Origin of the sequence: Nitrosomonas sp. PY1, from assembly GCF_022836435.1 — a bacterium.
Classification (GTDB): Bacteria; Pseudomonadota; Gammaproteobacteria; order Burkholderiales; family Nitrosomonadaceae; genus Nitrosomonas.
Genome location: NZ_BQXC01000001.1, coordinates 1,916,867 through 1,939,569, shown reverse-complemented (window position 1 = coordinate 1,939,569; position 22,703 = coordinate 1,916,867). Strand labels below are relative to the sequence as shown.

Sequence of the window (22,703 nt, the reverse complement as noted above, 5' to 3'; positions counted from 1 at the left end):
ATGAGCGAGCCAGCGCAACAGCAACACCCGATATTTGCAATAGAAAAACTTTATGTTAAGGATTTATCTTTAGAAATTCCGAATGCTCCCAAGGTTTTTTTGGAAAGAGAGACTCCTGAAATTAATATGCAGCTTGGCGGTAAAAATCAAAGCTTGGGTGATGGTCTCTATGAAGTTTTATTAACGGTTACTGTAACAGCAAAAATTAAAGATAAAATTTTATTTTTAGTGGAGGCTCAACAAGCCGGCGTTTTTCGCATAAACAATGTTTCCGAAGATGAAATTGGACCGTTATTGGGTATTGGATGTCCAAATATTATTTTTCCGTATTTACGCGAAGTGGTGTCGGACATCGTTATGCGTGCGGGCTTTCCGCCAGTTATTCTTAATCCAGTTAATTTTGAGGCTATATATCGTCAAAAGAAACCAGATTCTGCCGTGAATGGGGCAAGCTAAACGTTTTAATGATTGGTATGGGGAATAAATGAAGAGATTTTCACATTCTTTACGCGCTGCTTTAATGGTAGTGGGGTTGTGTTTTTCGAATTATGTCTTGGCTGAAATGTCATATTTCTCTGTTGCTGAGAACGGTGCAATAATGTACGACGCGCCTTCTCTGAAAGCAGGGAAACAATATGTGGCGAGTCTTTATTACCCTGTTGAGATAATCGTAGATGTCGAGAATTGGGTGAAGGTAAGGGATAGTAGCGGAGTACTGGCCTGGATAGAAAAAAAAGCTTTAAGTGATAAGCGTTACGTTGTTGTTACCGCTCCTATTGCAAGTGTACATCAAGCTCCGGATGCTAATTCGGCGCTATTGTTTCAGGCTGAACAAAATGTTGTTATGGAATGGATGGATGCTGACAATCCAGGTTGGATCAAAGTGCGTCACTTAGATGGACAAATGGGGTACGTGAAGAGCATTCAGGTTTGGGGTTCATGAGAATTGCGATATTAGGCGCGGGTGCTTGGGGTTCAGCTTTAGCGATAAATTTGTCATCGTATCATCAGATAAATCTCTGGACTAGAAATAGTCATCATGCCGCGGAAATGGTGGCAACGGGTATTAATCAACGGTATTTACCGCACTATGTTCTGCCCAAAACTGTCACTGTCTCAGCTATACTTGCGGATGCTCTAAAAGAGGTTGATTTTGCACTAATTGTGGTTCCTATTTCAGGCTTACGTGAAACTTTAAGAGAAATTATAGTATCTCGAATTAAACTTCCATTATTGTGGGGGTGTAAAGGTTTTGAGCCTAGTACTGCCAAATTACCTCACCAAATCATTCAAGAAGAGTGCCCGGGACGCATGTCGCAGTGTGGTGTTTTATCTGGCCCCAGTTTTGCTGATGAAGTAGCGCGAAATTTACCGACTGCACTAACGTTGGCTTCAACAGATATAGAATTTTCCAAGCAGCTGGCAGCTAGTTTGCATAGTTCGAAATTACGTATTTATACTAGTCGAGATGTTATTGGCGTAGAGATTGGTGGTGCAATAAAAAACGTGATCAGCATAGCAGCGGGGATTTCTGATGGACTTGGGTTTGGAAGTAACGCCCGCGCCGCTTTAATTACTAGAGGGCTATCTGAAATAACTCGGTTGGGATTGAAATTAGGTGGCGATTTAAAGACCTTTATGGGTTTGACTGGGATTGGTGACTTGATTTTAACGAGTACCGGCCAATTATCACGCAATCGTCGGGTCGGATTAATGCTTGCGGAAGGAAAGTCAATCGATGAAATTCTTGCACAATTAGGCCATGTTGCAGAAGGAGTGCATACAACACAATCGGTCTTGCAGCTGGGGGACCAGTTAAATATCGAGATGCCGATTACGCAGGCGGTATATAGCATTCTTCATGAACGAGTATCTCCTCGTTCGGCGGTAGAAGTGTTGTTAAATCGCGAACAAAAAACAGAAACGTATTGATAGCTATAGACTTCTACATATTCTTTAAGTTATTATTGTATATTGTTGTTTTTTATGGTAAAATATTTTTTATAAATAGAACTTGTCTTGAGCGTAATTAAAAAAAGATTGATAAATCATGAGACTGAAGTGCTTTAATTATCTTGACCAAGCTTTGATGGCTTGATATAAGTGCGCTTGCAGTATTTGCTTGTGATTTAATTACCATTAACTTTGAAGGGGAATGTTATGAACAAATCCGAACTCATTGAAGCAATCGCAAAATCCACTAAACTCTCTAAAGCTGCTGCTGGAAATGCTTTGGACGGAACGTTGTCTGCAATAAAAGGAGCCCTTAAAAAAAATGAAAGTGTAACATTAGTCGGATTTGGCACTTTCAAGGTAGGTACACGAGCTGCACGTACAGGTCGTAATCCACGTACGGGTGCTGCCATAAAAATCAAAGCAGCCAAAGTTCCAAAATTCAGTGCTGGTAAAGCGCTAAAAGATGCAGTAAACTAGCGCACTTTGCTGGGGTGCTTAGCTCAGCTGGTAGAGCGTCGCCCTTACAAGGCGAATGTCGGCGGTTCGATCCCGTCAGCACCCACCAGTTAAATCGTTAGTATCAAGCTTTAGTTTTTAGTTTGTAGGGAGTGGTAGTTCAGTTGGTTAGAATACCGGCCTGTCACGCCGGGGGTCGCGGGTTCGAGTCCCGTCCACTCCGCCATGAATTCACTCTTTGTGAAAATATCGCATATCAATCTTAATATTCAATTAGGTTCATTTCGTGTTTGATTTTGTCAATCGTAAGAAACGTATTGTTCAAATCATTATGGCATTAGCGGTACTGCCATTTTTGTTTTGGGGGGTAGAATCGTATCGTGATAAAGGTGACGATGGATTCGTTGCTATTGTTGAGAGTGATAAAATCTCGCGGCGCGAATTTGAACAGGCACTAAGAGACCATCATGAACGCGTTCGTGGGATGATGGGTGCTAATTTCGATAGTTCGATGCTAGATAACTTTGAAGTTAGAAACTCAGTGCTGGAACGTCTCGTTCAGCAACGTTTGATTCAATCGGAAGCGGAAAAGAATGGATTTGTCGTGCTGGATTCGCAAATCATCAAAACCATCCGGGAAATCCAAGCATTTCAAAAAGATGGTAAATTTTCTAAACAGCAATACGAAGACTTATTGCGAGCACAAGGATTGACGCCAGCACTTTTTGAATCGCGTGTACGTAAAGAATTGATGATACAGCAGTTAATGGATGGATATAGTGAAAATGCGTTTGTACCAAGTATAGTCGCGAAAAAAGTATCCTATTTAAGTGAAGTGCAACGTGAAGTCAGTCAGTCGATTACCAAAACAGAACAATTTGTTTCTGAAATACAACCGAGTGAATCGGAAATAAAGTCTTATTATGATAAAAATCAAGCGGACTTTTATTTGCCTGAGCAGGTTCGTGTGGAATATGTGGTGTTGTCATTAGCTGATGTAGCTAAAAAAGAAGTGATTAGCGATGAAGCCATTGAAGCTTATTATGCCGAACATCTCGATAGTTTTGTCCAACCAGAAGAACGTAAAGCGAGTCATATCCTGATAAGTGTAGCCGCAGACGCTTCGCCAGAAGACAAACAATTGGCTCGAGAAAAAGTACAGAAAGTACAAGAGCAGATTAAACAAAACCCCGAACGGTTTGCGGAAATTGCAAAAGAATTTTCAGATGACCCTGGTTCAGCTAATAGTGGCGGTGATCTTGGATTTTTTGGTCGCGGCGTTATGGTTAAGCCTTTTGAAGAACAGATTTTTTCAATGCAAACAAACGAAATTAGTGATGTTGTGGAAACAGATTTCGGTTTTCATGTGATTCAGTTGAATGATATTAAGGCGGAAAAGAGGCCTCAGTTACAGGAAGTGCGTGAACAAATTGAACAGCAATTGAAAATACAAGCAGCTGGAAAAATTTTTGGAGAGATCTCTGAAGATTTTAGTAACATGGTTTATGAGCAAAATGAGAATTTACAGGCTGTGGCGGATAAGCTCGACTTGATTATTAATAAAAGCGAGTGGCTAACTAAGAATGGTTCTGAATTGCCGATACTGAGCAATGACCGTTTATTATCGGCGATCTTCTCAAGCGATGCGATTACCGGTCAAAAATCTACCGAAGTAATAGAAATTGAACCTGATACATTTGCTGCAGCGCGTGTCATTGAGCATCAGCCAGAGACAGTTCAGCCTCTTGCAGTGGTTGAAACTCAGATAACCGAGACATTGAAAAAGAAAGCCGCGAGAGCTAAAGCTATCGAAATTGGACAGAAAAAGCTGGCACAGCTTCAACAAGCAACTTCCCATGATACAGAGGAGGTTACATGGGATGAGCCAAAATTGGTATCCTATATGCGTTCGCAAAATATGAATTCTGAAGAACTGCATGCTGTTTTTAAAGCAGATACGAAGGAATTGCCGGTATATGTCGGATTAGAAAGCCCTGATGGATTTACTTTGTTGAGGATCAGTAAAGTTATAGAACCGAGTGCTATGGAGAAGGAAAAGCTTGATGCCTTCAGGAAACAATTACAACAAATGATCACTCAAGAAGAAACAGTAGCCTATCTATCTGGACTTAGAAAGCAATATGACGTAAAAATAAATCAAGATGGTTTTTAGGAGTTTCAGAAGCTCTATTTTTAGGTTTCAGAAGCTCTAATATCGAAAGCAACAGTATTGAAACCTGCATCAACATAAGTAATCTCGCCGGTAATTCCACTTGCTAAATCACTGCATAAAAAGGCAGCCGTATTACCAACTTCTTCGGTAGTTACATTGCGATGTAACGGTGAAATTTTTTCAGTATATCCCAGCAATTTTCCAAAATCTCCAATGCCCGCGGCAGCTAGGGTTTTGATCGGTCCGGCGGAAATCGCATTAACGCGAATGCCTTTGGGGCCTAGGCTAGAAGCCATAAAACGCACATTTGCCTCTAGACTGGCTTTGGCTAGTCCCATTACATTATAGTTTGGCATGACTCGTACCGCACCTAAATAGCTTAAAGTGAGGAGTGCGGCATTTCTGTTTTCCATCAATGGTAAGGCTGCTTTGGCGAGTGCAGAGAAGCTATAAGAGCTAATATCGTGCGCAATGCGAAACGCTTCTCTATCTATGTTTTCCAGATAATCGCCAGAAAGGGCGTGGCGAGGCGCAAATGCGATAGAATGTACGATGCCATCCAATCCATCCCAATGCTGCTTCAGATTGTCAAAACAAGCCATGATTTCATCGTCACTAGCTACATCACAAGGAAATAATAAGGTGGAATCAAATTCTGCAGCTAGTTTCTGAACTCGACCACGTATATCTTCACCTTGATAAGTGAATGCTAGGGTTGCGCCTTCTCGCCTCATCACTTTGGCGATGCCGTAGGCAATAGAACGGTTGCTGAGTAGGCCGGTTACGAGTATTTGTTTATTGGCGAGAAATCCCATGAAATTTCCTTTAATATTGATCAAGCCGTGTCATTATAGCTGATGATAGCGAGGCTGCGATTCGTAAATAAGATAATATGAGTAAATTACTCATTCAGAGAGCCATTTTGAACCTAAAAATCAATTATTCAGTGTTAAAAAGAATAAGCTTTGTTGTAATGTCAATCAGTTATCTTTTGTTGCTGGCTTCGTGTGAGCTGAATGTTTGGAATAATCCGTATTCAGAAAAGGATGCTCAAGAAAATGTTTTGTATAGTGTATTTAGCGAACGACCAAAGCATCTTGATCCAGTGCAATCATATAGTTCAAGTGAGATTCAATTTACTGCACAGATTTATGAGCCCCCGCTACAGTATCACTATCTCAAGCGCCCTTTCACACTGATTCCAGCGACTGCGACAGAACTTCCAATGATTCAGTATCTGGATAAAAATGAAAATTTAGTATCGGGTGAGTCCGTTGATGAGATAGCTTATAGTGTTTACCAAATTACTATTGTTCCTGGTATTTTATATCAACCGCATCCCGCATTCGCAAAAGATGAGAACGATCAATGGCTTTATCATCAACTCAGTGAGCAAGAGACAGCCAAAGTTTCCAAACCAAGCGACTTTTCTCGAACAGGTACGCGTGAGTTAGTAGCAGAAGACTATGTTTATCAAATTAAACGCTTGGCGCATCCGAGATTGCATTCGCCAATTTTTGAGTTAATGGCAGACTATATCATCGGACTTAGGGAGTATGCTGCGTTATTGAAACAAGTAGATTCGCAGACAACGCGCGATCATTATTTTTTGGATTTGAGGAAGCACTCCTTGGATGGGTTGGAGGTAATTGATAATTATACCTATCGCATTAAAATTAAAGGGAAATATCCACAATTTTCTTATTGGCTGGGAATGCCATTTTTTGCCCCAATTCCATGGGAAGTCGATTTGTTTTACTCACAGCCAGGATTAATAAAGAAAAACTTAACATTGGACTGGTTTCCGGTAGGTACGGGGCCCTATATGTTGACAGAGAATGATCCGAACTTACGCATGGTGTTGGAGAAGAATCCCAATTTTCATGAAGAACGCTATCCTGTTGATGGAATGCCAGAAGACGAAGAGAAAGGATTGCTGATTGATGCGAATAAGAAGCTTCCATTGATTGATAAAGTCATTTTTACACGTGAGAAAGAAAATATTCCACGCTGGAACAAATTCTTGCAGGGATATTATGATTTTGCTGGAATTGGTTCAGATAGCTTTGATCAGGCAATACAATTGACGGGGTATGGGGAGACTATAGTCACGCAAGAAATGGCCGAGCAAGGCATTCGATTGGAAACGACAGTTGCTGCCTCAACCTATTACATGGGATTTAACATGCTGAATCCGATTGTGGGTGATGGCGGCGATAGCGCCAAAGAACGTGAGGCAGCAAGGAAATTACGTCAAGCGATTTCCATCGCAGTAGACTATGAAGAATTCATATCGATTTTTGCGAATGGTCGTGGTTTGGTGGCGCATGGGCCGATTGCTCCAGGCATTATAGGATATCGAGATGGTAAGGGAGGTATGAATCCAATTGTTTATGATTGGATTGATGGGCAAGCTAAGCGAAAATCGATCGAAGCAGCAAAAAAACTCCTGGAAGAAGCGGGGTATCCTAATGGCATCAACCAAGAAACAGGATCACCGTTGGTGCTTTATTACGATGTTACAGCGCGTGGTGCTGACGACAAGTCTAAACTAGACTGGATGCGTAAACAATTTCAAAAGCTTAATATTCAGTTGGTAGTACGCAGCACGGACTATAATCGATTCCAAGATAAGATCCGTAAAGGTAACGCACAAATCTTTGAATGGGGATGGAATGCAGATTATCCAGATGCTGAGAATTTTTTGTTTTTGCTATACGGACCGCAACGAAAGGTCGGGAATAGCGGTGAAAATGCAGCGAATTATGATAACGTTGAATATAACCAACTCTTCGAAAGAATGAAGAATATGGATAATAACCCAGAAAGGCAGCTGTTGATCGATCGCATGGTGGAGATATTGCGTTATGACGCACCCTGGCTATGGGGTTATCACCCTAAGGATTTTGGTTTGTATCATGCTTGGTATCAAAATGTGAAACCCAATAGGATATCCAATAATACGCTTAAGTATTTCAAGATTGATGGAGATATGCGACAGGACAAACAAAAAGAATGGAATACGCCTGTAGTTGGACCAATTTTAGTGTTTTTTGTATTGCTGATAGTTGGAAGCATTCCTGCAATAATTGCTTTTCGACGTCGAGAGAAAAGTACGGCAATACTAAGCAATAGGTACGAGGCATAAAATAGCAATGCTTGACTATATTGTGCGACGTATTTTGTATGCTATTCCAATTTTAATTGGCGTGAACTTGATTACTTTCGCGCTTTTTTTTGTTGTGAATACACCGGATGATATGGCACGTATGCAATTGGGGATGAAGCACGTGACTCTTGAAGCGATAGAAAAGTGGAAGTCTGATAAAGGTTATGACAAGCCATTGTTTTTCAATTCGCAAAAAGAAAACCTGAAAAATCAATTGACTGAGACAATTTTTTTTGAAAAATCGGTTGCAATGTTTTTGTTTGAATTTGGTCAAGCAGATGATGGGCGTGATATTGCCGAAGAAATGAAATCACGCATGTTGCCCAGTCTGGCAATTGCGGCTCCAGTATTTTTTCTAGGACTAGCAAGCTATGTGAGTTTCGCGTTATTGATGGTATTTTTTCGGGCTACTTATATTGATTTCTGGGGTATGGTTTTGTGTGTGGCATTGATGTCGATTTCAGGTCTGTTTTATATCATCTCGGGGCAGTTTTTGTTAGGGAAGTTATGGCGTTTAGTGCCTATTTCTGGATATGGAGACGGGCTGGACATCAGCAAGTTTCTGATATTGCCGGTGATTATTGGAATACTAAGCAGCGCGGGAGCAAATATTCGTTGGTATCGAACTATTTTCTTGGAAGAAATGAATAAAGATTATGTACGTACAGCACGCGCCAAAGGGTTGGCAGAGTATTTGGTATTGTTCAAGCATGTTTTAAAAAATGCGATGATTCCAATTATGACTGGGGCAATTGCAGTTGTGCCGTTGCTATTTATGGGAAGCTTGTTAATCGAATCGTTTTTTGGTGTTCCCGGTCTAGGTAGCTATACGATTGATGCAATCAATTCTCAGGATTTTGCTATTGTTCGGTCAATGGTGTTCTTGGGGTCCGTGCTTTACATCATCGGGCTTATTTTGACGGATATATCTTATACTTTAGTTGATCCACGTATCCGCCTGATTTAGCTTATCAATGAGATGAGTGTTATGACTAAAGTATCCGTAATCTTCTAATCTATCTGTGGCACTTATTACTATCAGATTGACTTATAGCAGTAAAATATTCATAATTCGCGGTTTCGCTTGGAGGGGTTCCCGAGCGGTCAAAGGGATCAGACTGTAAATCTGACGGCTCTGCCTTCGAAGGTTCGAATCCTTCCCCCTCCACCAAGTCAATTGGTTAGTGGTAAAAATGTATGGCCTAGCGAGGTTGTATATTTTGCAAGTGATGGTAAAGCATATTCTTAGTAGTATTTGTGCGGGTGTAGCTCAATGGTAGAGCAGAAGCCTTCCAAGCTTACGACGAGGGTTCGATTCCCTTCACCCGCTCCAATTGTGTAAATCATTGCGAAGCGAATAAGCATTAAATAGAGTTATGCTTGCCCATGTAGCTCAGTGGTAGAGCACTCCCTTGGTAAGGGAGAGGTCACCAGTTCAATCCTGGTCATGGGCTCCATAGGCTAAGATTATTGTGAATTAAAGGGTTTGTACGTAAAAAAGGGAGCGGATCATGGCGAAGAGTAAATTTGAGCGGTCGAAGCCACACGTAAATGTAGGGACGATAGGTCATGTGGATCATGGTAAGACGACGCTGACGGCGGCGATTACGACGATATTGACGAAGAAATTTGGTGGGGAAGCGAAGAGTTATGCGCAAATTGATTCGGCGCCTGAAGAGCGTGCACGGGGTATAACGATTAACACGGCACATGTGGAATATGAGACAGAGAAGCGTCATTATGCGCATGTGGATTGTCCGGGTCATGCGGACTATGTGAAGAATATGATTACAGGTGCTGCGCAGATGGATGGGGCGATTTTAGTGGTATCTGCAGCAGATGGTCCGATGCCGCAAACGCGTGAGCATATATTGTTGGCGCGTCAAGTAGGTGTTCCGTACATCATTGTATTCATGAATAAAGCGGACATGGTCGACGATGCTGAGTTGATTGAATTGGTAGAGATGGAAATTCGCGAGTTACTGTCGAAATATGAATTTCCTGGAGATGATACTCCGATTATTGTAGGGTCAGCGCTAAAGGCATTGGAAGGGGATTCTGGTGATATAGGTGAAGGTGCGATCTTAAAGCTTGCTGATGCATTGGATAGTTACATACCGCAACCGGAGCGCGCAATTGATGGTGCGTTTATTATGCCGGTAGAGGATGTTTTTTCGATATCTGGTCGTGGGACTGTGGTTACTGGTCGAGTGGAAAGGGGCATAATCAAAGTTGGGGAAGAGATTGAGATTGTAGGTATTAAGCCGACGCTAAAGACGGTATGCACGGGTGTCGAGATGTTTAGGAAATTGCTGGACCAAGGTCAAGCTGGTGACAATGTGGGCATACTGTTACGCGGTACGAAGCGAGAAGAGGTGGAGCGGGGTCAGGTGTTGGCGAAGCCTGGTAGTATATCGCCGCATACCAAGTTTACAGCAGAGATATATGTGTTGAGTAAAGAAGAGGGCGGTAGGCATACACCATTTTTTCCGGGTTATCGTCCACAATTTTATTTTAGGACGACTGATGTGACAGGTGCGATTGAGTTACCTGCTGGTACGGAGATGGTGATGCCAGGAGATAATGTATCGGTAACAGTCAATTTGATTGCGCCGATTGCGATGGAAGAAGGCTTACGTTTTGCGATAAGAGAAGGCGGAAGAACCGTTGGCGCCGGTGTCGTCGCAAAAATTATTGAGTAATTTGTTATTTTGTTTCAGAGAATTGAATTTTATTTACGAAAGAACTCTCATATCATAAATGTTAATAATAAAGGCCAGTAGCTCAATTGGCAGAGCGTCGGTCTCCAAAACCGAAGGTTGGGGGTTCGATGCCCTCCTGGCCTGCCACGTTATTATTCGAGAGAAACTGCAAATGCAAAAAATATAATTAGTATAATGATTTTCTAAATTGCAATATAAAGCTTGTCATATTACTCCAAAAGATGTGTAACTATTTTATAGATAGGTTGCTGTTATGCCTAGAACTGGGATGCAAAGGACCTTGTTAGTGTGAATAAACTGAAGCTTTTATTAGTATTAGTATTTTTTATCGTAGGGATTGCGGGTTTTATTTATCTCAGTGAAAGTCCAATGGTGTTGCGTGTTCTTTCAATTCTGATTGGATTCTTGCTGGCTGGGATCGCTGCTAAATTTACCACGCAAGGGCAGGAATTTTACGCATTCTCTAAAGAATCTATAGAAGAAACTAGAAAAGTGGTTTGGCCTAACCGCAAAGAAACTCTTCAAACATCAGGTGTGGTGTTTGCGTTTGTTATTGCGATGGCTTTGTTCTTATGGTTAATAGATGCTGCCTTGATGTCACTTGTAAAATTGCTCTTGAATCAAGAAGTGTAACAGCTTCCATAAAGGGAAAGTGAATGAATAAGAAATGGTATGTGGTTCACGCTTATTCAGGGTATGAAAAAAGCGTTCAACGTGCATTAAAAGAACGTATTGAGCGCGCTGGTATGCAAGATAAGTTTGGTCAAATCTTAATTCCAGTGGAAGAAGTTATTGAAATGAAAAGCGGTCAGAAAAGTATCAGTGAGCGGAAATTTTTCCCTGGTTATGTGCTGGTCGAAATGGAAATGTCGGATGAATCATGGCATTTGGTAAAGAATACCGATAAAGTTACGGGATTCGTGGGAGGATCGGCGATGCGACCCACACCAATCAGTCAAAAAGAAGTTGATAATATTCTCCAACAAATTCAAGAAGGTATCGAAAAGCCTAAACCCAAGATATTGTTTGAAATGGGAGAGGCGGTTCGTGTAAGAGAAGGACCTTTTACAGATTTTCATGGTAATGTTGAAGATGTAAATTACGATAAAAGCAAGCTTAGAGTTTCGGTTTCTATATTCGGTAGACCTACGCCGGTGGAGTTGGATTTTAATCAAGTAGAAAAATCTTAATTTATGAGGGAGAACAAGTAGGTTGTTCGCTTATACCTCAAGGAGAAAATAGTGGCAAAAAAAATAATCGGCTATATTAAGTTACAAGTACCAGCAGGCAAGGCAAATCCTAGTCCTCCTATTGGACCTGCACTTGGGCAGCGTCAACTGAATATCATGGAGTTTTGCAAGGCTTTTAATGCGGCAACACAAAAAATGGAGCCAGGCTTGCCAGTTCCCGTGATTATTACCGCATATGCAGACAAAAGTTTTACATTCGTAATGAAAACTACCCCTGCATCTGTCTTGATCAAAAAAGCAGCAGGCGTTGGCAAAGGTAGTGCTAGGCCGCATTTGGATAAAGTGGGTAAATTGAGTAGAAGCCAAGCGGAAGAAATTGCAAAGACAAAAATGCCAGATTTGACTGCAGCAGATTTAAATGCTGCGGTTAGGACTATTGCGGGTAGTGCAAGAAGTATGGGTATTGAGGTAGAGGGTATATAAAATGGCACATATATCAAAGCGCTATAAAGCCATCATTGGAAAGGTTGATCGTAGTAAGATTTATCCATTGAACGATGCACTAGCATTAGTTAAGGAATATGCAACAGCGAAATTCAATGAGTCTATAGATGTTGCGGTAAATCTCGGTATTGACGCAAAAAAATCGGATCAGGCTGTGCGTGGATCGGTTGTTCTACCAGCGGGAACCGGAAAAACCGTCCGTGTGGCAGTATTTGCGCAAGGCGACAAAGCAAAAGAGGCGCAGGAGGCTGGCGCAGATATTGTTGGTTTTGATGATCTGGCTGCTGATATTAAATTGGGAAATATTAATTTTGATGTGGCAATTGCGAGTCCAGATGCCATGAGAGTGGTTGGTCAGTTAGGACAGATTCTTGGCCCACGTAGTTTGATGCCAAATCCAAAAGTTGGAACTGTCACGACAGATATTGCCGGTGCTGTTAAGAATGCGAAGGCTGGACAAGTTCAATTTAGAGCGGATAAAACGGGAGTTATTCACTGTACAATTGGTCGAGCGTCTTTTGAGATTGATGCATTGAAGCAAAACTTATTGGCTTTGATAGAAGCATTAAATAAATCAAAACCTGCAGCATCTAAGGGGATTTATTTAAGAAAGATATCCCTTTCCAGCACGATGGGGATTGGTGTGCGGGTGGATCAATCTAGCGTTGTGCAGCAATGAAGAACTTTGGACTGCTTGAATTTCGCATAAAAGCTTATTCAAGTAGATTATCAAAGACCGTTGGGGCTTACACAGTGTCTTTTCATATAGAACATAAAAGTATGAAATGTTTTTGTAATGGCTTAAACCTAGAAAGAGATAAATCACCACACAGTTTTTATAGTGTGGCTTATTAATGACTTGCCCAGCGTAGATGGTGAATCCAAACGGGAATGATTTTCCTGGTTATATGGTCACCAGTTTATATAGTGTTTGGAAATAAATATGAGGCGTATGACTTATCTAATCAAACACTGTTTTTACTGATGGAGAATGTACCTTGAGTCTTAATCTTGATGATAAAAAAGCAATTGTAGCGGAAGTAAGTGCACAGGTAGCGAATGCTCAAGCTATTATTATTGCTGAATATCGAGGAATAGAAGTGGGTGAGATGACCCAATTACGAGCAAAAACACGTGAATCGGGAATTTATTTTCGAGTCATTAAAAATTCTCTCGTAAGACGTGCTGTAACTGATACACCTTATGCAGAATTAGCTAAGCATATGGTTGGCCCGCTTGTATATGGTATAAGCGCTGATCCTGTTGCAGCTGCGAAGGTACTACACGAATTTTCAAAAGGAAATGAGAAATTTGTTATTAAAGCAGGAGCAATGGGACAGCATGTTATGTCTCGAGAAGAAATTTCTGCTTTAGCTGCATTGCCTAGCCGTGAAGAATTATTGGCTAGATTACTTGGAACGATGCAAGCACCTATTAGTAAATTTGTTCAAACACTTAACGAGGTTCCGACGAAATTTGTTCGTGGTTTAGCGATGGTGCGTGATAGTAAAAATTCATGATACTTCTATTTAACTCGTAATTAACACACATAATTTAACCAGGAGAAAATAATGGCTGTAGAAAAGGCTGAAATATTAGATGCAATTGCAAATATGACCGTATTGGAGTTGTCGCAATTAATCAAAGAAATGGAAGAAAAATTTGGCGTATCTGCCGTTGCAACCGCAGCTGTTGCTGTTGCCGCGCCTGGTGGTGCAGGTGGAGCTGCTCCTGCGGCGGCTGAACAAACAGAGTTTACTGTTATCCTGTCCACTGCGGGTGAAAGTAAAGTAAATGTTATTAAAGTTGTCAGAGCAATTACAGGTTTGGGATTAAAAGAAGCTAAAGATTTAGTCGATGGCGCACCGAAGCCTCTTAAAGAGGGTATATCGAAAGAGGATGCTGCAGCAATTCAAAAACAATTGATTGAAGCTGGGGCAACTTGCGAAATTAAATAATCTGTCGGTAGACAGAATTAAGGCTGGTAGATTCTAAATCTTGCCGGCCTTTTGGTATTTCATAAATAAGCTTTCATGAAAATATCAGCAATTATATAAGATAGTGATAATTATCATTAATTTAAGCTTTTTCAATTTCTTATCTTCTTCGTTCGGAGAAAATTCATGAGTTATTCATTCACCGAGAAAAAGCGTATTCGTAAAAGCTTTGCTAAACGTGCAAGTGTATTGCCGATTCCATTTCTCCTCGCAACTCAATTGGAATCTTATGCTGCTTTCTTGCAAGAAAAAATGCTACCGAATAAGCGTAAGAATCAAGGGCTTCAGGCTGCTTTTAATTCAATTTTTCCAATTGAGAGTCACACTAAAAATGCACGACTGGATTTCATAAGTTACGAATTAGGGTTACCCGTATTCGATGTCAAAGAATGCCAACAACGTGGCCTCACTTATGCATCACCACTGAGGGCGCGTGTGCGGTTGACGATTATGGATAAAGAGTCTTCGAAGCCAACGGTTAAAGAAGTCAAAGAACAAGAGGTTTATATGGGGGAAATCCCTCTGATGACGGAAACCGGTTCATTTGTGATTAATGGCACGGAACGAGTGATCGTATCTCAGTTACACCGTTCTCCCGGAGTTTTTTTCGAGCATGATCGTGGTAAAACGCACTCGTCAGGAAAATTATTATTCTCTGCACGTATTATTCCTTATCGTGGCTCTTGGTTAGATTTTGAGTTTGATCCTAAAGATTGTCTCTATTTTAGGATAGATCGCCGTCGCAAAATGCCTGTCACTACACTATTAAAAGCGATTGGTTGTACGATTGAGCAAATATTAGAAGAGTTTTTCGTATTTGACTGTTTCTACCTTTCTGATAAGGGTATTCAATTTGAATTGGTGCCAGAGCGATTAAGAGGTGAGGTGGCGAGCTTTGATATTGTTGCTAAAAATAAAAATACGATTGTTGAGAAAAACAAACGTATTACAGCCAAGCACATTCGTGAGATGCAAGAAATGGGCATTAAACAACTGGATGTACCTGAGGATTTTTTGTTTGGCAGAGCTCTTGCGCAGCATATTGTTGATAAGGAAACTGGCGAAATTGTAGCTTCAGCGAACGATGAAATTACGGAAGAGTTATTAGCTAAGTTACGAAAGGCCAATATTAAAAAAATTAATACGCTCTACATCAACGATTTGAATCATGGTGCGTATATTTCTCAAACACTCCGAATTGACGAAACTGTCGATGAAATGGCTGCACAGGTTGCAATTTATCGTATGATGCGTCCTGGAGAACCGCCTACGGAAGAAGCTGTTAAGGCGTTGTTTTACGGATTATTTTATTCTGAAGAGCGATATGATTTGTCCATTGTGGGAAGAATGAAGTTCAACCGTAGAGTGGGACGCACCGAATTAGAAGGATCTTCTACGTTATCCAATGAAGATATTATTGCAGTCATTAAAATTTTAGTGGAATTGCGTAACGGTCGAGGTGAAATTGATGATATTGATCACTTAGGAAATCGACGTGTTCGCTCAGTAGGTGAATTGGCAGAAAATCAATTCAGATCTGGCTTAGTTCGTGTAGAGCGTGCAGTAAAAGAACGTCTTAGCCAAGCAGAATCGGATAACTTGATGCCGCATGATTTGATCAATGCAAAACCGGTTTCTGCAGCAGCACGCGAATTTTTTGGTTCGAGTCAATTATCTCAATTTATGGATCAAACCAACCCCCTTTCTGAAATAACGCATAAGCGACGTATTTCAGCTTTAGGGCCGGGAGGATTGACGCGTGAAAGAGCTGGTTTTGAAGTTCGAGACGTTCATCCAACGCACTATGGTCGAGTGTGTCCTATTGAGACCCCTGAGGGACCGAATATTGGTCTTATTAATTCGTTAGCACTTTATGCAAGAACTAATGACTATGGTTTTATTGAAACTCCTTACAGAAGGGTAGAAGGTGGTCAGGTAACGGAACGGATTGACTATCTTTCTGCAATCGAAGAAGGTAATTTTATTATTGCGCAAGCAAATGCAGCATTGGATGAAGAGAATCAATTTATCAGTGAAATTGTTTCCTGTCGAAATAAAAATGAATTTACTCTTTCTTCGCCTGATCGCATTGAATATGTTGATGTCGCACCTGCGCAGATTGTTTCAGTTGCTGCATCGCTTATTCCTTTCTTAGAACACGATGATGCAAATCGTGCACTTATGGGATCCAATATGCAGCGCCAAGCTGTTCCTTGCTTGCGTGCAGAGAAACCCCTTGTAGGTACCGGAATTGAGCGGGTGGTCGCAGTTCACTCAGGTACAACAGTTCGTGCACGTCGCGGTGGAATTGTCGATTATGTTGATGCCGGGCGGATTGTGATTCGAGTTAATGATGATGAAACTATTGTTGGTGAAGTTGGCGTGGATATTTATAACCTAACAAAATATACACGTTCTAATCAAAATACCAATATTAATCAGAGACCTTTAGTTAAGGTCGGCAACAAAATCGACAAAGATGACGTAATTGCAGATGGCGCTTCGACTGATTTAGGCGAACTTGCGCTAGGGCAAAATATGCTAGTGGCATTTATGCCATGGAATGGTTATAACTTTGAGGATTCAATCCTTATTTCTGAACGTATTGTTGCTGAAGACCGTTTTACTTCCATTCATATCGAGGAATTATCAGTTGTTAGTAGAGATACTAAACTGGGTACTGAAGAAATTACAGCAGATATTCCTAATCTCTCTGAGAACCAACTCGGTCGACTCGATGAATCAGGGATTGTCTATATTGGCGCAGAGGTCGAAGCTGGTGATGTGTTGATTGGTAAAGTGACGCCTAAAGGTGAAACGCAACTTACTCCTGAAGAAAAATTATTGCGTGCTATTTTTGGTGAAAAGGCATCTGACGTAAAAGACACATCTTTACGTGTTCCGTCTGGCATTTCAGGGACTGTTATTGATGTGCAAGTATTTACACGAGAAGGAATACAACGCGATAAGCGAGCGCAGCAAATCATTGATGATGAACTTGCCAAATATAAAAAGGACTTGGCGGATCAGATGCGGATTATGGAACAAGATGCATTTGAACGTCTAGAGCGTTTATTAGTTGGCAAGATCGCTACTGGCGGACCGCAGAAACTGGGTAAAGGTAAGGAAATTACTTCAGAGTATTTGCGGAGCTTTGATCCACATTTTTGGTTTGATATTCGATTAGCGGATGAAGAAGCTAGCATACAGCTCGAGCAAGTACATGAAAGTGTAAAGCAAAAGCGTAAAACATTTGATGTAGCTTTTGAAGAAAAGAAAAAGAAATTGACGCAAGGGGATGAGTTAGCACCCGGTGTGCAAAAAATGGTAAAAATTTATATTGCCGTTAAACGTCGCCTACAGCCAGGGGATAAAATGGCAGGTCGCCATGGTAATAAAGGGGTTGTGTCAAAAATTGTTCCTTTAGAGGATATGCCTTATATGGCCGATGGCACACCTGTTGACGTGGTATTAAATCCACTTGGTGTTCCTTCGCGAATGAATGTGGGGCAAATTCTCGAAGTGCATTTGGGTTGGGCAGCCAAAGGTCTTGGGAAAAGAATCGATGAAATGTTAAGGATGGAAAAAAACGTCCAAGAAATCAGAGAATTCCTTGATAAAATTTATAACTCGGGTGGTAATAAGGAAAATATTTCTGCGTTGAGCGATACCGACATTTTGGCACTTGCTGAGAACTTGAAAGAAGGTGTTCCTTTCGCAACGCCGGTATTCGATGGCGCTACCGAAGGTGAAATTAAAGATATGTTGGAATTGGCGGGGTTGCCTAGATCAGGTCAAGTTACCTTATACGATGGTCGTACGGGTGAAGTGTTTGATCGATCCATAACGGTAGGATATATGCATGTTCTGAAATTGCACCACTTGGTGGATGATAAAATGCATGCTCGTTCAACGGGCCCTTACAGCTTGGTTACGCAACAGCCGTTGGGTGGAAAGGCGCAATTTGGTGGACAACGCTTCGGTGAGATGGAGGTTTGGGCACTAGAAGCGTATGGCGCTGCTTATACATTACAAGAAATGCTGACAGTAAAATCTGATGATGTAACTGGGCGAACCAAAGTATATGAAAGTATTGTTAAGGGAGATCACAAAATTGATGCAGGAATGCCAGAGTCGTTTAATGTGTTAGTTAAAGAGATCCGATCATTGGGAATGGATATTGATTTGGAGCAGCATTGATTGTTGGCGATGATAAAAATGCAGTTATGCTAGCCAGAACTGTATTTCGTTCTCTGATTACTATCTGAATTATAACAAGAACCAATATTGTCCCTGATTATGGGAGTGACAAATGAAAGCACTGCTAGATTTATTTAAACAGGTTGTTCAAAAGGAAGAATTTGACGCCATTAAAATTGGATTGGCGTCTCCAGAGAAGATTCGCTCATGGTCATATGGTGAAGTTAAGAAACCAGAAACCATCAATTATCGTACATTTAAACCAGAGAGAGATGGTTTGTTTTGTGCCAAAATTTTTGGCCCAGTCAAGGATTACGAATGTTTGTGTGGAAAGTATAAGCGTCTCAAGCACCGAGGTGTTATATGTGAAAAATGTGGCGTTGAAGTGACTTTATCTAAAGTTCGTCGTGAACGTATGGGACACATTGAGTTGGCTACTCCGGTTTCGCACATTTGGTTCTTAAAATCATTACCTTCTCGCTTGGGTATGGTGCTAGATATGACTTTACGCGATATCGAGAGGGTTTTATATTTTGAAGCATACGTTGTGACTGACCCCGGACTAACACCGTTATCTCGGTGTCAATTACTTACTGAAGACGATTATCTTATCAAAACCGAAGAATACGGTGATGACTTTAGCGCCAGTATGGGAGCTGAAGGAATTCGTGATTTGTTAAGCAATCTGGATATTACTGCTGAGATTGAGAATTTACGTAAAGAAATTGAAAGCACTGGTTCCGAAACAAAAATCAAGAAAATTTCCAAACGACTCAAGCTGCTGGAGGCATTTAATAAATCAGGCATCAAACCGCAGTGGATGATTCTCACTGTACTTCCAGTACTGCCTCCAGATTTACGCCCTTTGGTTCCACTGGATGGCGGTCGTTTCGCAACTTCTGATCTTAATGATCTATATCGACGAGTTATTAATCGTAATAATCGTTTAAAACGCTTGCTTGAATTGAAAGCGCCAGAGATTATTGTGCGCAATGAAAAACGTATGTTGCAAGAAGCCGTTGATTCGTTGCTCGATAATGGTCGTCGCGGTAAAGCGATGACGGGTGCCAATAAGCGTGCACTCAAATCTCTCGCCGATATGATTAAAGGTAAAGGCGGTCGTTTTCGTCAAAATCTACTGGGTAAACGTGTCGACTATTCTGGTAGGTCGGTTATCGTGGTGGGGCCGCAACTTAAACTACATCAGTGTGGTTTACCTAAGAAAATGGCACTTGAGTTATTCAAGCCATTTATCTTTAATAAATTAGAGCTCATGGGGATTGCTAGTACTATAAAAGCTGCGAAACGTGAAGTTGAGAATGAAACTCCTGTAGTTTGGGATATCTTAGAGGATGTCATTCGTGAGCATCCGGTGATGCTCAATCGAGCGCCGACATTACACCGCTTGGGGATTCAGGCTTTTGAACCAGTTCTGATTGAAGGTAAAGCCATACAATTGCATCCGCTGGTATGTGCTGCATTTAATGCGGATTTTGATGGCGATCAAATGGCCGTTCATGTGCCACTTTCATTAGAGGCACAAATGGAATGTCGTGCCTTGATGATGTCAACCAATAATGTACTGTCGCCTGCTAATGGAGAACCGATTATTGTGCCCTCGCAAGATATTGTTCTTGGGTTGTATTACACGACGAGAGAAAAGGTAGGTGCGCGAGGCGAGGGTATGTTATTTCAGAATGTGGATGAGGTATCACGTGCCTATGAAAGTCGCAACGTAGAATTGAACGCAAAAATTACCGTACGAATTAAAGAGTATGATAAAAATAGCGAGAATGAAATCGTTGAAAAAAGTAGTCGATATGAAACCACTGTGGGACGCGCATTATTATTTGAAATTTTTCCACCAGGAATGCCTTTTTCTTTACTAAATGCTACGCTTAAGAAAAAAGAAATTTCTAAACTGATCAATGCTAGCTTCAGACGATGCGGATTACGAGAAGCCGTAATTTTTGCAGATAAGCTCATGTATGCTGGATTTACTTACGCAACTCGCGCTGGTATTTCAATTTGTGCGGATGACATGCTCGTGCCGGTAGAAAAAGGCGATATTATTGCCGCGGCAGAAAAAGAGGTGAAAGAGATTGAGGGACAATATGTTTCTGGGTTAGTGACGCAGGGAGAACGGTACAATAAGGTAGTGGATATTTGGGGACGCGCGGGTGACCAAGTAGCAAAAGCGATGATGAATCAATTGGGTGTGGAGCCTGTGCTTGATCAAGTAACCAATAAAATTCAATCCGATAGTAAAGGTAAACCAGTCACGCAAGAATCATTTAATTCTATTTATATGATGGCTGACTCGGGTGCACGCGGCTCAGCAGCACAAATCCGGCAATTATCTGGTATGCGTGGATTAATGGCAAAACCTGATGGATCAATTATCGAGACACCAATTACAGCTAATTTTCGTGAAGGTTTGAATGTGCTGCAGTACTTTATTTCAACTCATGGTGCACGTAAAGGATTGGCAGATACAGCTTTAAAAACAGCAAATTCAGGTTATTTAACGCGTCGCTTGGTGGATGTTACGCAAGATTTAGTAGTTACTGAGGATGATTGCGATACAGGCAATGGTGTTGTAATGAAAGCTTTAGTTGAAGGCGGAGAAATAATCGAGCCGTTACGTGAGAGAATTCTTGGTAGAGTTGTAGCGACAGATATCATTAACCTTGAAAATCAAAGTGTTGTTTTTACTGCGGGTACTTTATTGGATGAAGATGCAGTAGATTTGATTGAGTCGATGGGTATTGATGAGATTAAAGTACGCACACCATTAACATGCGAGACTCGCTATGGTCTGTGTGCAAAATGTTATGGGCGAGACTTAGGCCGTGGCAGCTTAGTCAATGTAGGTGAAGCTGTTGGCGTTATCGCGGCACAATCAATCGGTGAGCCCGGTACGCAGCTGACGATGCGTACGTTTCATATTGGCGGTGCCGCATCTCGAACTGCTGTTGTTAGCAAAGTTGAGAGTAAATCAAGCGGTACTGCGCATTATTCTTCTACCATGCGGTATGTGACAAATGCGCAAAATGAATTAATTGCCATTTCTCGAAGTGGCGAAATTATTATTCAAGATGAAAGCGGACGGGAACGTGAAAGACATAAGGCTTCTTATGGCGCTACTTTATTAGTTCGCAATGGAGAAACTGTTAAAGCCGGTCAAATTTTGACTTCGTGGGACCCTCACACACGTCCGATTATTACCGAATATGCGGGTAAGGTTCGCTTCGAGAATGTTGAGGAAGGCGTAACCGTTGCGAAACAAATTGATGAAGTTACTGGATTGTCTACTTTAGTAGTTATAGATCCAAAACGTCGCGGTGTGGCTCAATCCAAGGGATTGCGTCCACTTGTTAAATTCTTGGATGACGATGGCAATGAAATCAAGATCGTTGGCGGCAATCAATCCGTTGGTATTACATTTCAGATCGGCTGTATTATTACAGTGCGCGATGGTCAGCAAGTAAGCGTAGGTGAAGTTTTGGCAAGAATTCCACAAGAAACATCTAAAACCAGAGATATTACTGGCGGCTTGCCTCGAGTAGCCGAGTTGTTTGAGGCGAGATCGCCAAAAGATGCCGGTTTGTTGGCTGAGGTGACAGGAATTGTTTCTTTTGGTAAAGATACCAAAGGTAAGCAGAGACTTGTTATTACAGATCTTGAGGGTGCTGTGCATGAATATTTGATTCCAAAAGATAAGCATGTTACGGCTCATGATGGTCAGGTAGTTAATAAAGGCGAGGTAATTGTCGATGGACCGGCTGATCCCCGTGATATTTTACGTTTACAAGGTGTTGAAGCTTTGGCGCGATATATTACCGATGAGGTTCAGGATGTTTATCGCTTACAGGGTGTTAGGATCAATGATAAGCATATTGAAGTCATTGTGCGCCAGATGCTCAGAAGGGTTCAAATTATCAATGCTGGAGATTCGACATTTATACCAGGTGAACAAGTTGAGCGTGCGGATTTACTGAATGAGAATGAACGCTTAATCAGTAAAGGAAAAATTCCGGCTACTTATGAATTTATGTTGTTAGGTATCACTAAAGCATCACTATCGACAGATTCGTTCATTTCTGCGGCATCCTTCCAAGAAACGACGCGCGTATTAACGGAAGCAGCAATTATGGGTAAAAAAGACGAATTACGTGGCCTTAAGGAAAACGTTATTGTTGGAAGACTTGTTCCAGCTGGAACAGGGCTGTCATTCCATAATAAACGTAAGAATCAAAACAAAACTCCAGAGCTGGGTATTGAATTAGAGGTATCTGCTGATAATGCTGTATAGATTTTACCGAAAATACTAAG

17 protein-coding genes and 6 tRNA genes are annotated in these 22,703 nt (G+C 41.3%); 22 read left to right on the top strand and 1 reads right to left on the bottom strand.

Features of this window, described 5'->3' with window-relative positions:
* From secB to W03_RS08890, 7 genes are all read left to right on the top strand, one after another.
* Window positions 1-456: a protein-export chaperone SecB gene (gene secB, locus W03_RS08920; protein ID WP_244073725.1), complete on the top strand. Its 456-nt coding sequence runs from the start codon at window positions 1-3 to the stop codon at window positions 454-456.
* Window positions 457-484: 28 nt separating this feature from the next.
* A complete protein-coding gene (locus W03_RS08915; RefSeq protein WP_244072622.1) occupies window positions 485-943 on the top strand; it encodes an SH3 domain-containing protein in 459 nt (152 codons plus the stop codon).
* The gene (locus W03_RS08910) at window positions 940-1,932 is read left to right on the top strand and encodes an NAD(P)H-dependent glycerol-3-phosphate dehydrogenase (protein ID WP_244072621.1); all 993 of its coding nucleotides are present in this window, start codon (window positions 940-942) and stop codon (window positions 1,930-1,932) included. Before W03_RS08915 ends, W03_RS08910 begins: the two co-directional genes overlap by 4 nt.
* A 228-nt stretch (window positions 1,933-2,160) precedes the next feature.
* On the top strand, window positions 2,161-2,433 hold the full coding sequence (locus tag W03_RS08905; protein ID WP_244072620.1) for an HU family DNA-binding protein: 273 nt from the start codon (window positions 2,161-2,163) through the stop codon (window positions 2,431-2,433).
* 12 nt (window positions 2,434-2,445) lie between these two features.
* Window positions 2,446-2,521: transfer RNA gene (locus W03_RS08900), tRNA-Val, on the top strand.
* A gap of 40 nt (window positions 2,522-2,561) precedes the next feature.
* Window positions 2,562-2,638: transfer RNA gene (locus W03_RS08895), tRNA-Asp, on the top strand.
* A gap of 60 nt (window positions 2,639-2,698) precedes the next feature.
* The gene (locus W03_RS08890) at window positions 2,699-4,585 is read left to right on the top strand and encodes a SurA N-terminal domain-containing protein (protein ID WP_244072619.1); all 1,887 of its coding nucleotides are present in this window, start codon (window positions 2,699-2,701) and stop codon (window positions 4,583-4,585) included.
* 20 nt (window positions 4,586-4,605) lie between these two features.
* On the opposite strand, the gene W03_RS08885 is transcribed toward W03_RS08890, so the two are convergent.
* The gene (locus W03_RS08885; protein WP_244072618.1) at window positions 4,606-5,400 is read right to left on the bottom strand and encodes an enoyl-ACP reductase; all 795 of its coding nucleotides are present in this window, start codon (window positions 5,398-5,400) and stop codon (window positions 4,606-4,608) included.
* A 158-nt stretch (window positions 5,401-5,558) separates the two neighbouring features.
* Between W03_RS08885 and W03_RS08880 the strand changes: the two genes are divergently transcribed.
* The 15 genes from W03_RS08880 to rpoC all read left to right on the top strand — a co-directional run bounded on the left by W03_RS08880 (window position 5,559) and on the right by rpoC (window position 22,683).
* Window positions 5,559-7,733, top strand: coding sequence for an ABC transporter substrate-binding protein (locus tag W03_RS08880; protein WP_244073724.1), 2,175 nt, complete (start codon window positions 5,559-5,561; stop codon window positions 7,731-7,733).
* A 7-nt stretch (window positions 7,734-7,740) separates the two neighbouring features.
* Window positions 7,741-8,721 carry an ABC transporter permease gene (locus W03_RS08875; RefSeq protein WP_244072617.1) on the top strand — a complete coding sequence of 327 codons (981 nt, stop codon included), beginning with the start codon at window positions 7,741-7,743 and terminating at the stop codon, window positions 8,719-8,721.
* A gap of 119 nt (window positions 8,722-8,840) precedes the next feature.
* Window positions 8,841-8,925: transfer RNA gene (locus tag W03_RS08870), tRNA-Tyr, on the top strand.
* 88 nt (window positions 8,926-9,013) lie between these two features.
* A tRNA-Gly gene (locus W03_RS08865) sits at window positions 9,014-9,087 on the top strand.
* A 49-nt stretch (window positions 9,088-9,136) separates the two neighbouring features.
* Window positions 9,137-9,211 (top strand) — tRNA-Thr (locus W03_RS08860).
* Between the two features lie 54 nt (window positions 9,212-9,265).
* Window positions 9,266-10,456, top strand: coding sequence for an elongation factor Tu (tuf, locus tag W03_RS08855; protein ID WP_244071646.1), 1,191 nt, complete (start codon window positions 9,266-9,268; stop codon window positions 10,454-10,456).
* Between the two features lie 71 nt (window positions 10,457-10,527).
* Window positions 10,528-10,603: transfer RNA gene (locus W03_RS08850), tRNA-Trp, on the top strand.
* 162 nt (window positions 10,604-10,765) lie between these two features.
* On the top strand, window positions 10,766-11,110 hold the full coding sequence (secE, locus tag W03_RS08845) for a preprotein translocase subunit SecE (protein WP_244072616.1): 345 nt from the start codon (window positions 10,766-10,768) through the stop codon (window positions 11,108-11,110).
* A 23-nt stretch (window positions 11,111-11,133) separates the two neighbouring features.
* Window positions 11,134-11,667, top strand: a complete 534-nt coding sequence (nusG, locus tag W03_RS08840; protein WP_244072615.1) for a transcription termination/antitermination protein NusG — start codon at window positions 11,134-11,136, stop codon at window positions 11,665-11,667.
* A gap of 51 nt (window positions 11,668-11,718) precedes the next feature.
* Window positions 11,719-12,150 carry a 50S ribosomal protein L11 gene (gene rplK, locus W03_RS08835; protein ID WP_244072614.1) on the top strand — a complete coding sequence of 144 codons (432 nt, stop codon included), beginning with the start codon at window positions 11,719-11,721 and terminating at the stop codon, window positions 12,148-12,150.
* A gap of 1 nt (window position 12,151) precedes the next feature.
* The gene (gene rplA / locus W03_RS08830; RefSeq protein WP_244072613.1) at window positions 12,152-12,850 is read left to right on the top strand and encodes a 50S ribosomal protein L1; all 699 of its coding nucleotides are present in this window, start codon (window positions 12,152-12,154) and stop codon (window positions 12,848-12,850) included.
* Window positions 12,851-13,169: 319 nt separating this feature from the next.
* Entirely contained in the window at window positions 13,170-13,691 is a 522-nt protein-coding gene (gene rplJ / locus W03_RS08825) for a 50S ribosomal protein L10 (protein ID WP_244072612.1), read from the top strand.
* Between the two features lie 51 nt (window positions 13,692-13,742).
* Window positions 13,743-14,129, top strand: coding sequence for a 50S ribosomal protein L7/L12 (rplL, locus tag W03_RS08820; RefSeq protein ID WP_244072611.1), 387 nt, complete (start codon window positions 13,743-13,745; stop codon window positions 14,127-14,129).
* A gap of 165 nt (window positions 14,130-14,294) precedes the next feature.
* Entirely contained in the window at window positions 14,295-18,368 is a 4,074-nt protein-coding gene (gene rpoB, locus W03_RS08815) for a DNA-directed RNA polymerase subunit beta (RefSeq protein WP_244072610.1), read from the top strand.
* Between the two features lie 112 nt (window positions 18,369-18,480).
* Complete coding sequence (gene rpoC, locus W03_RS08810; RefSeq protein WP_244072609.1) at window positions 18,481-22,683, top strand: DNA-directed RNA polymerase subunit beta'; 4,203 nt, start codon at window positions 18,481-18,483, stop codon at window positions 22,681-22,683.
* Window positions 22,684-22,703: the final 20 nt, after the last annotated feature.

Excerpts from the sequence above, each read along its gene's own strand:
- secB (WP_244073725.1), top strand. The coding sequence starts at position 1 with ATGAGCGAGCCAGCGCAACAGCAACACCCGATATTTGCAATAGAAAAA.
- W03_RS08915 (WP_244072622.1), top strand. The coding sequence starts at position 485 with ATGAAGAGATTTTCACATTCTTTACGCGCTGCTTTAATGGTAGTGGGG.
- W03_RS08910 (WP_244072621.1), top strand. The coding sequence starts at position 940 with ATGAGAATTGCGATATTAGGCGCGGGTGCTTGGGGTTCAGCTTTAGCG.
- W03_RS08905 (WP_244072620.1), top strand. The coding sequence starts at position 2,161 with ATGAACAAATCCGAACTCATTGAAGCAATCGCAAAATCCACTAAACTC.
- W03_RS08885 (WP_244072618.1), bottom strand. The coding sequence starts at position 5,400 with ATGGGATTTCTCGCCAATAAACAAATACTCGTAACCGGCCTACTCAGC.
- W03_RS08880 (WP_244073724.1), top strand. The coding sequence starts at position 5,559 with ATGTCAATCAGTTATCTTTTGTTGCTGGCTTCGTGTGAGCTGAATGTT.
- W03_RS08875 (WP_244072617.1), top strand. The coding sequence starts at position 7,741 with ATGCTTGACTATATTGTGCGACGTATTTTGTATGCTATTCCAATTTTA.
- tuf (WP_244071646.1), top strand. The coding sequence starts at position 9,266 with ATGGCGAAGAGTAAATTTGAGCGGTCGAAGCCACACGTAAATGTAGGG.
- nusG (WP_244072615.1), top strand. The coding sequence starts at position 11,134 with ATGAATAAGAAATGGTATGTGGTTCACGCTTATTCAGGGTATGAAAAA.
- rplA (WP_244072613.1), top strand. The coding sequence starts at position 12,152 with ATGGCACATATATCAAAGCGCTATAAAGCCATCATTGGAAAGGTTGAT.
- rplL (WP_244072611.1), top strand. The coding sequence starts at position 13,743 with ATGGCTGTAGAAAAGGCTGAAATATTAGATGCAATTGCAAATATGACC.
- rpoB (WP_244072610.1), top strand. The coding sequence starts at position 14,295 with ATGAGTTATTCATTCACCGAGAAAAAGCGTATTCGTAAAAGCTTTGCT.
- rpoC (WP_244072609.1), top strand. The coding sequence starts at position 18,481 with ATGAAAGCACTGCTAGATTTATTTAAACAGGTTGTTCAAAAGGAAGAA.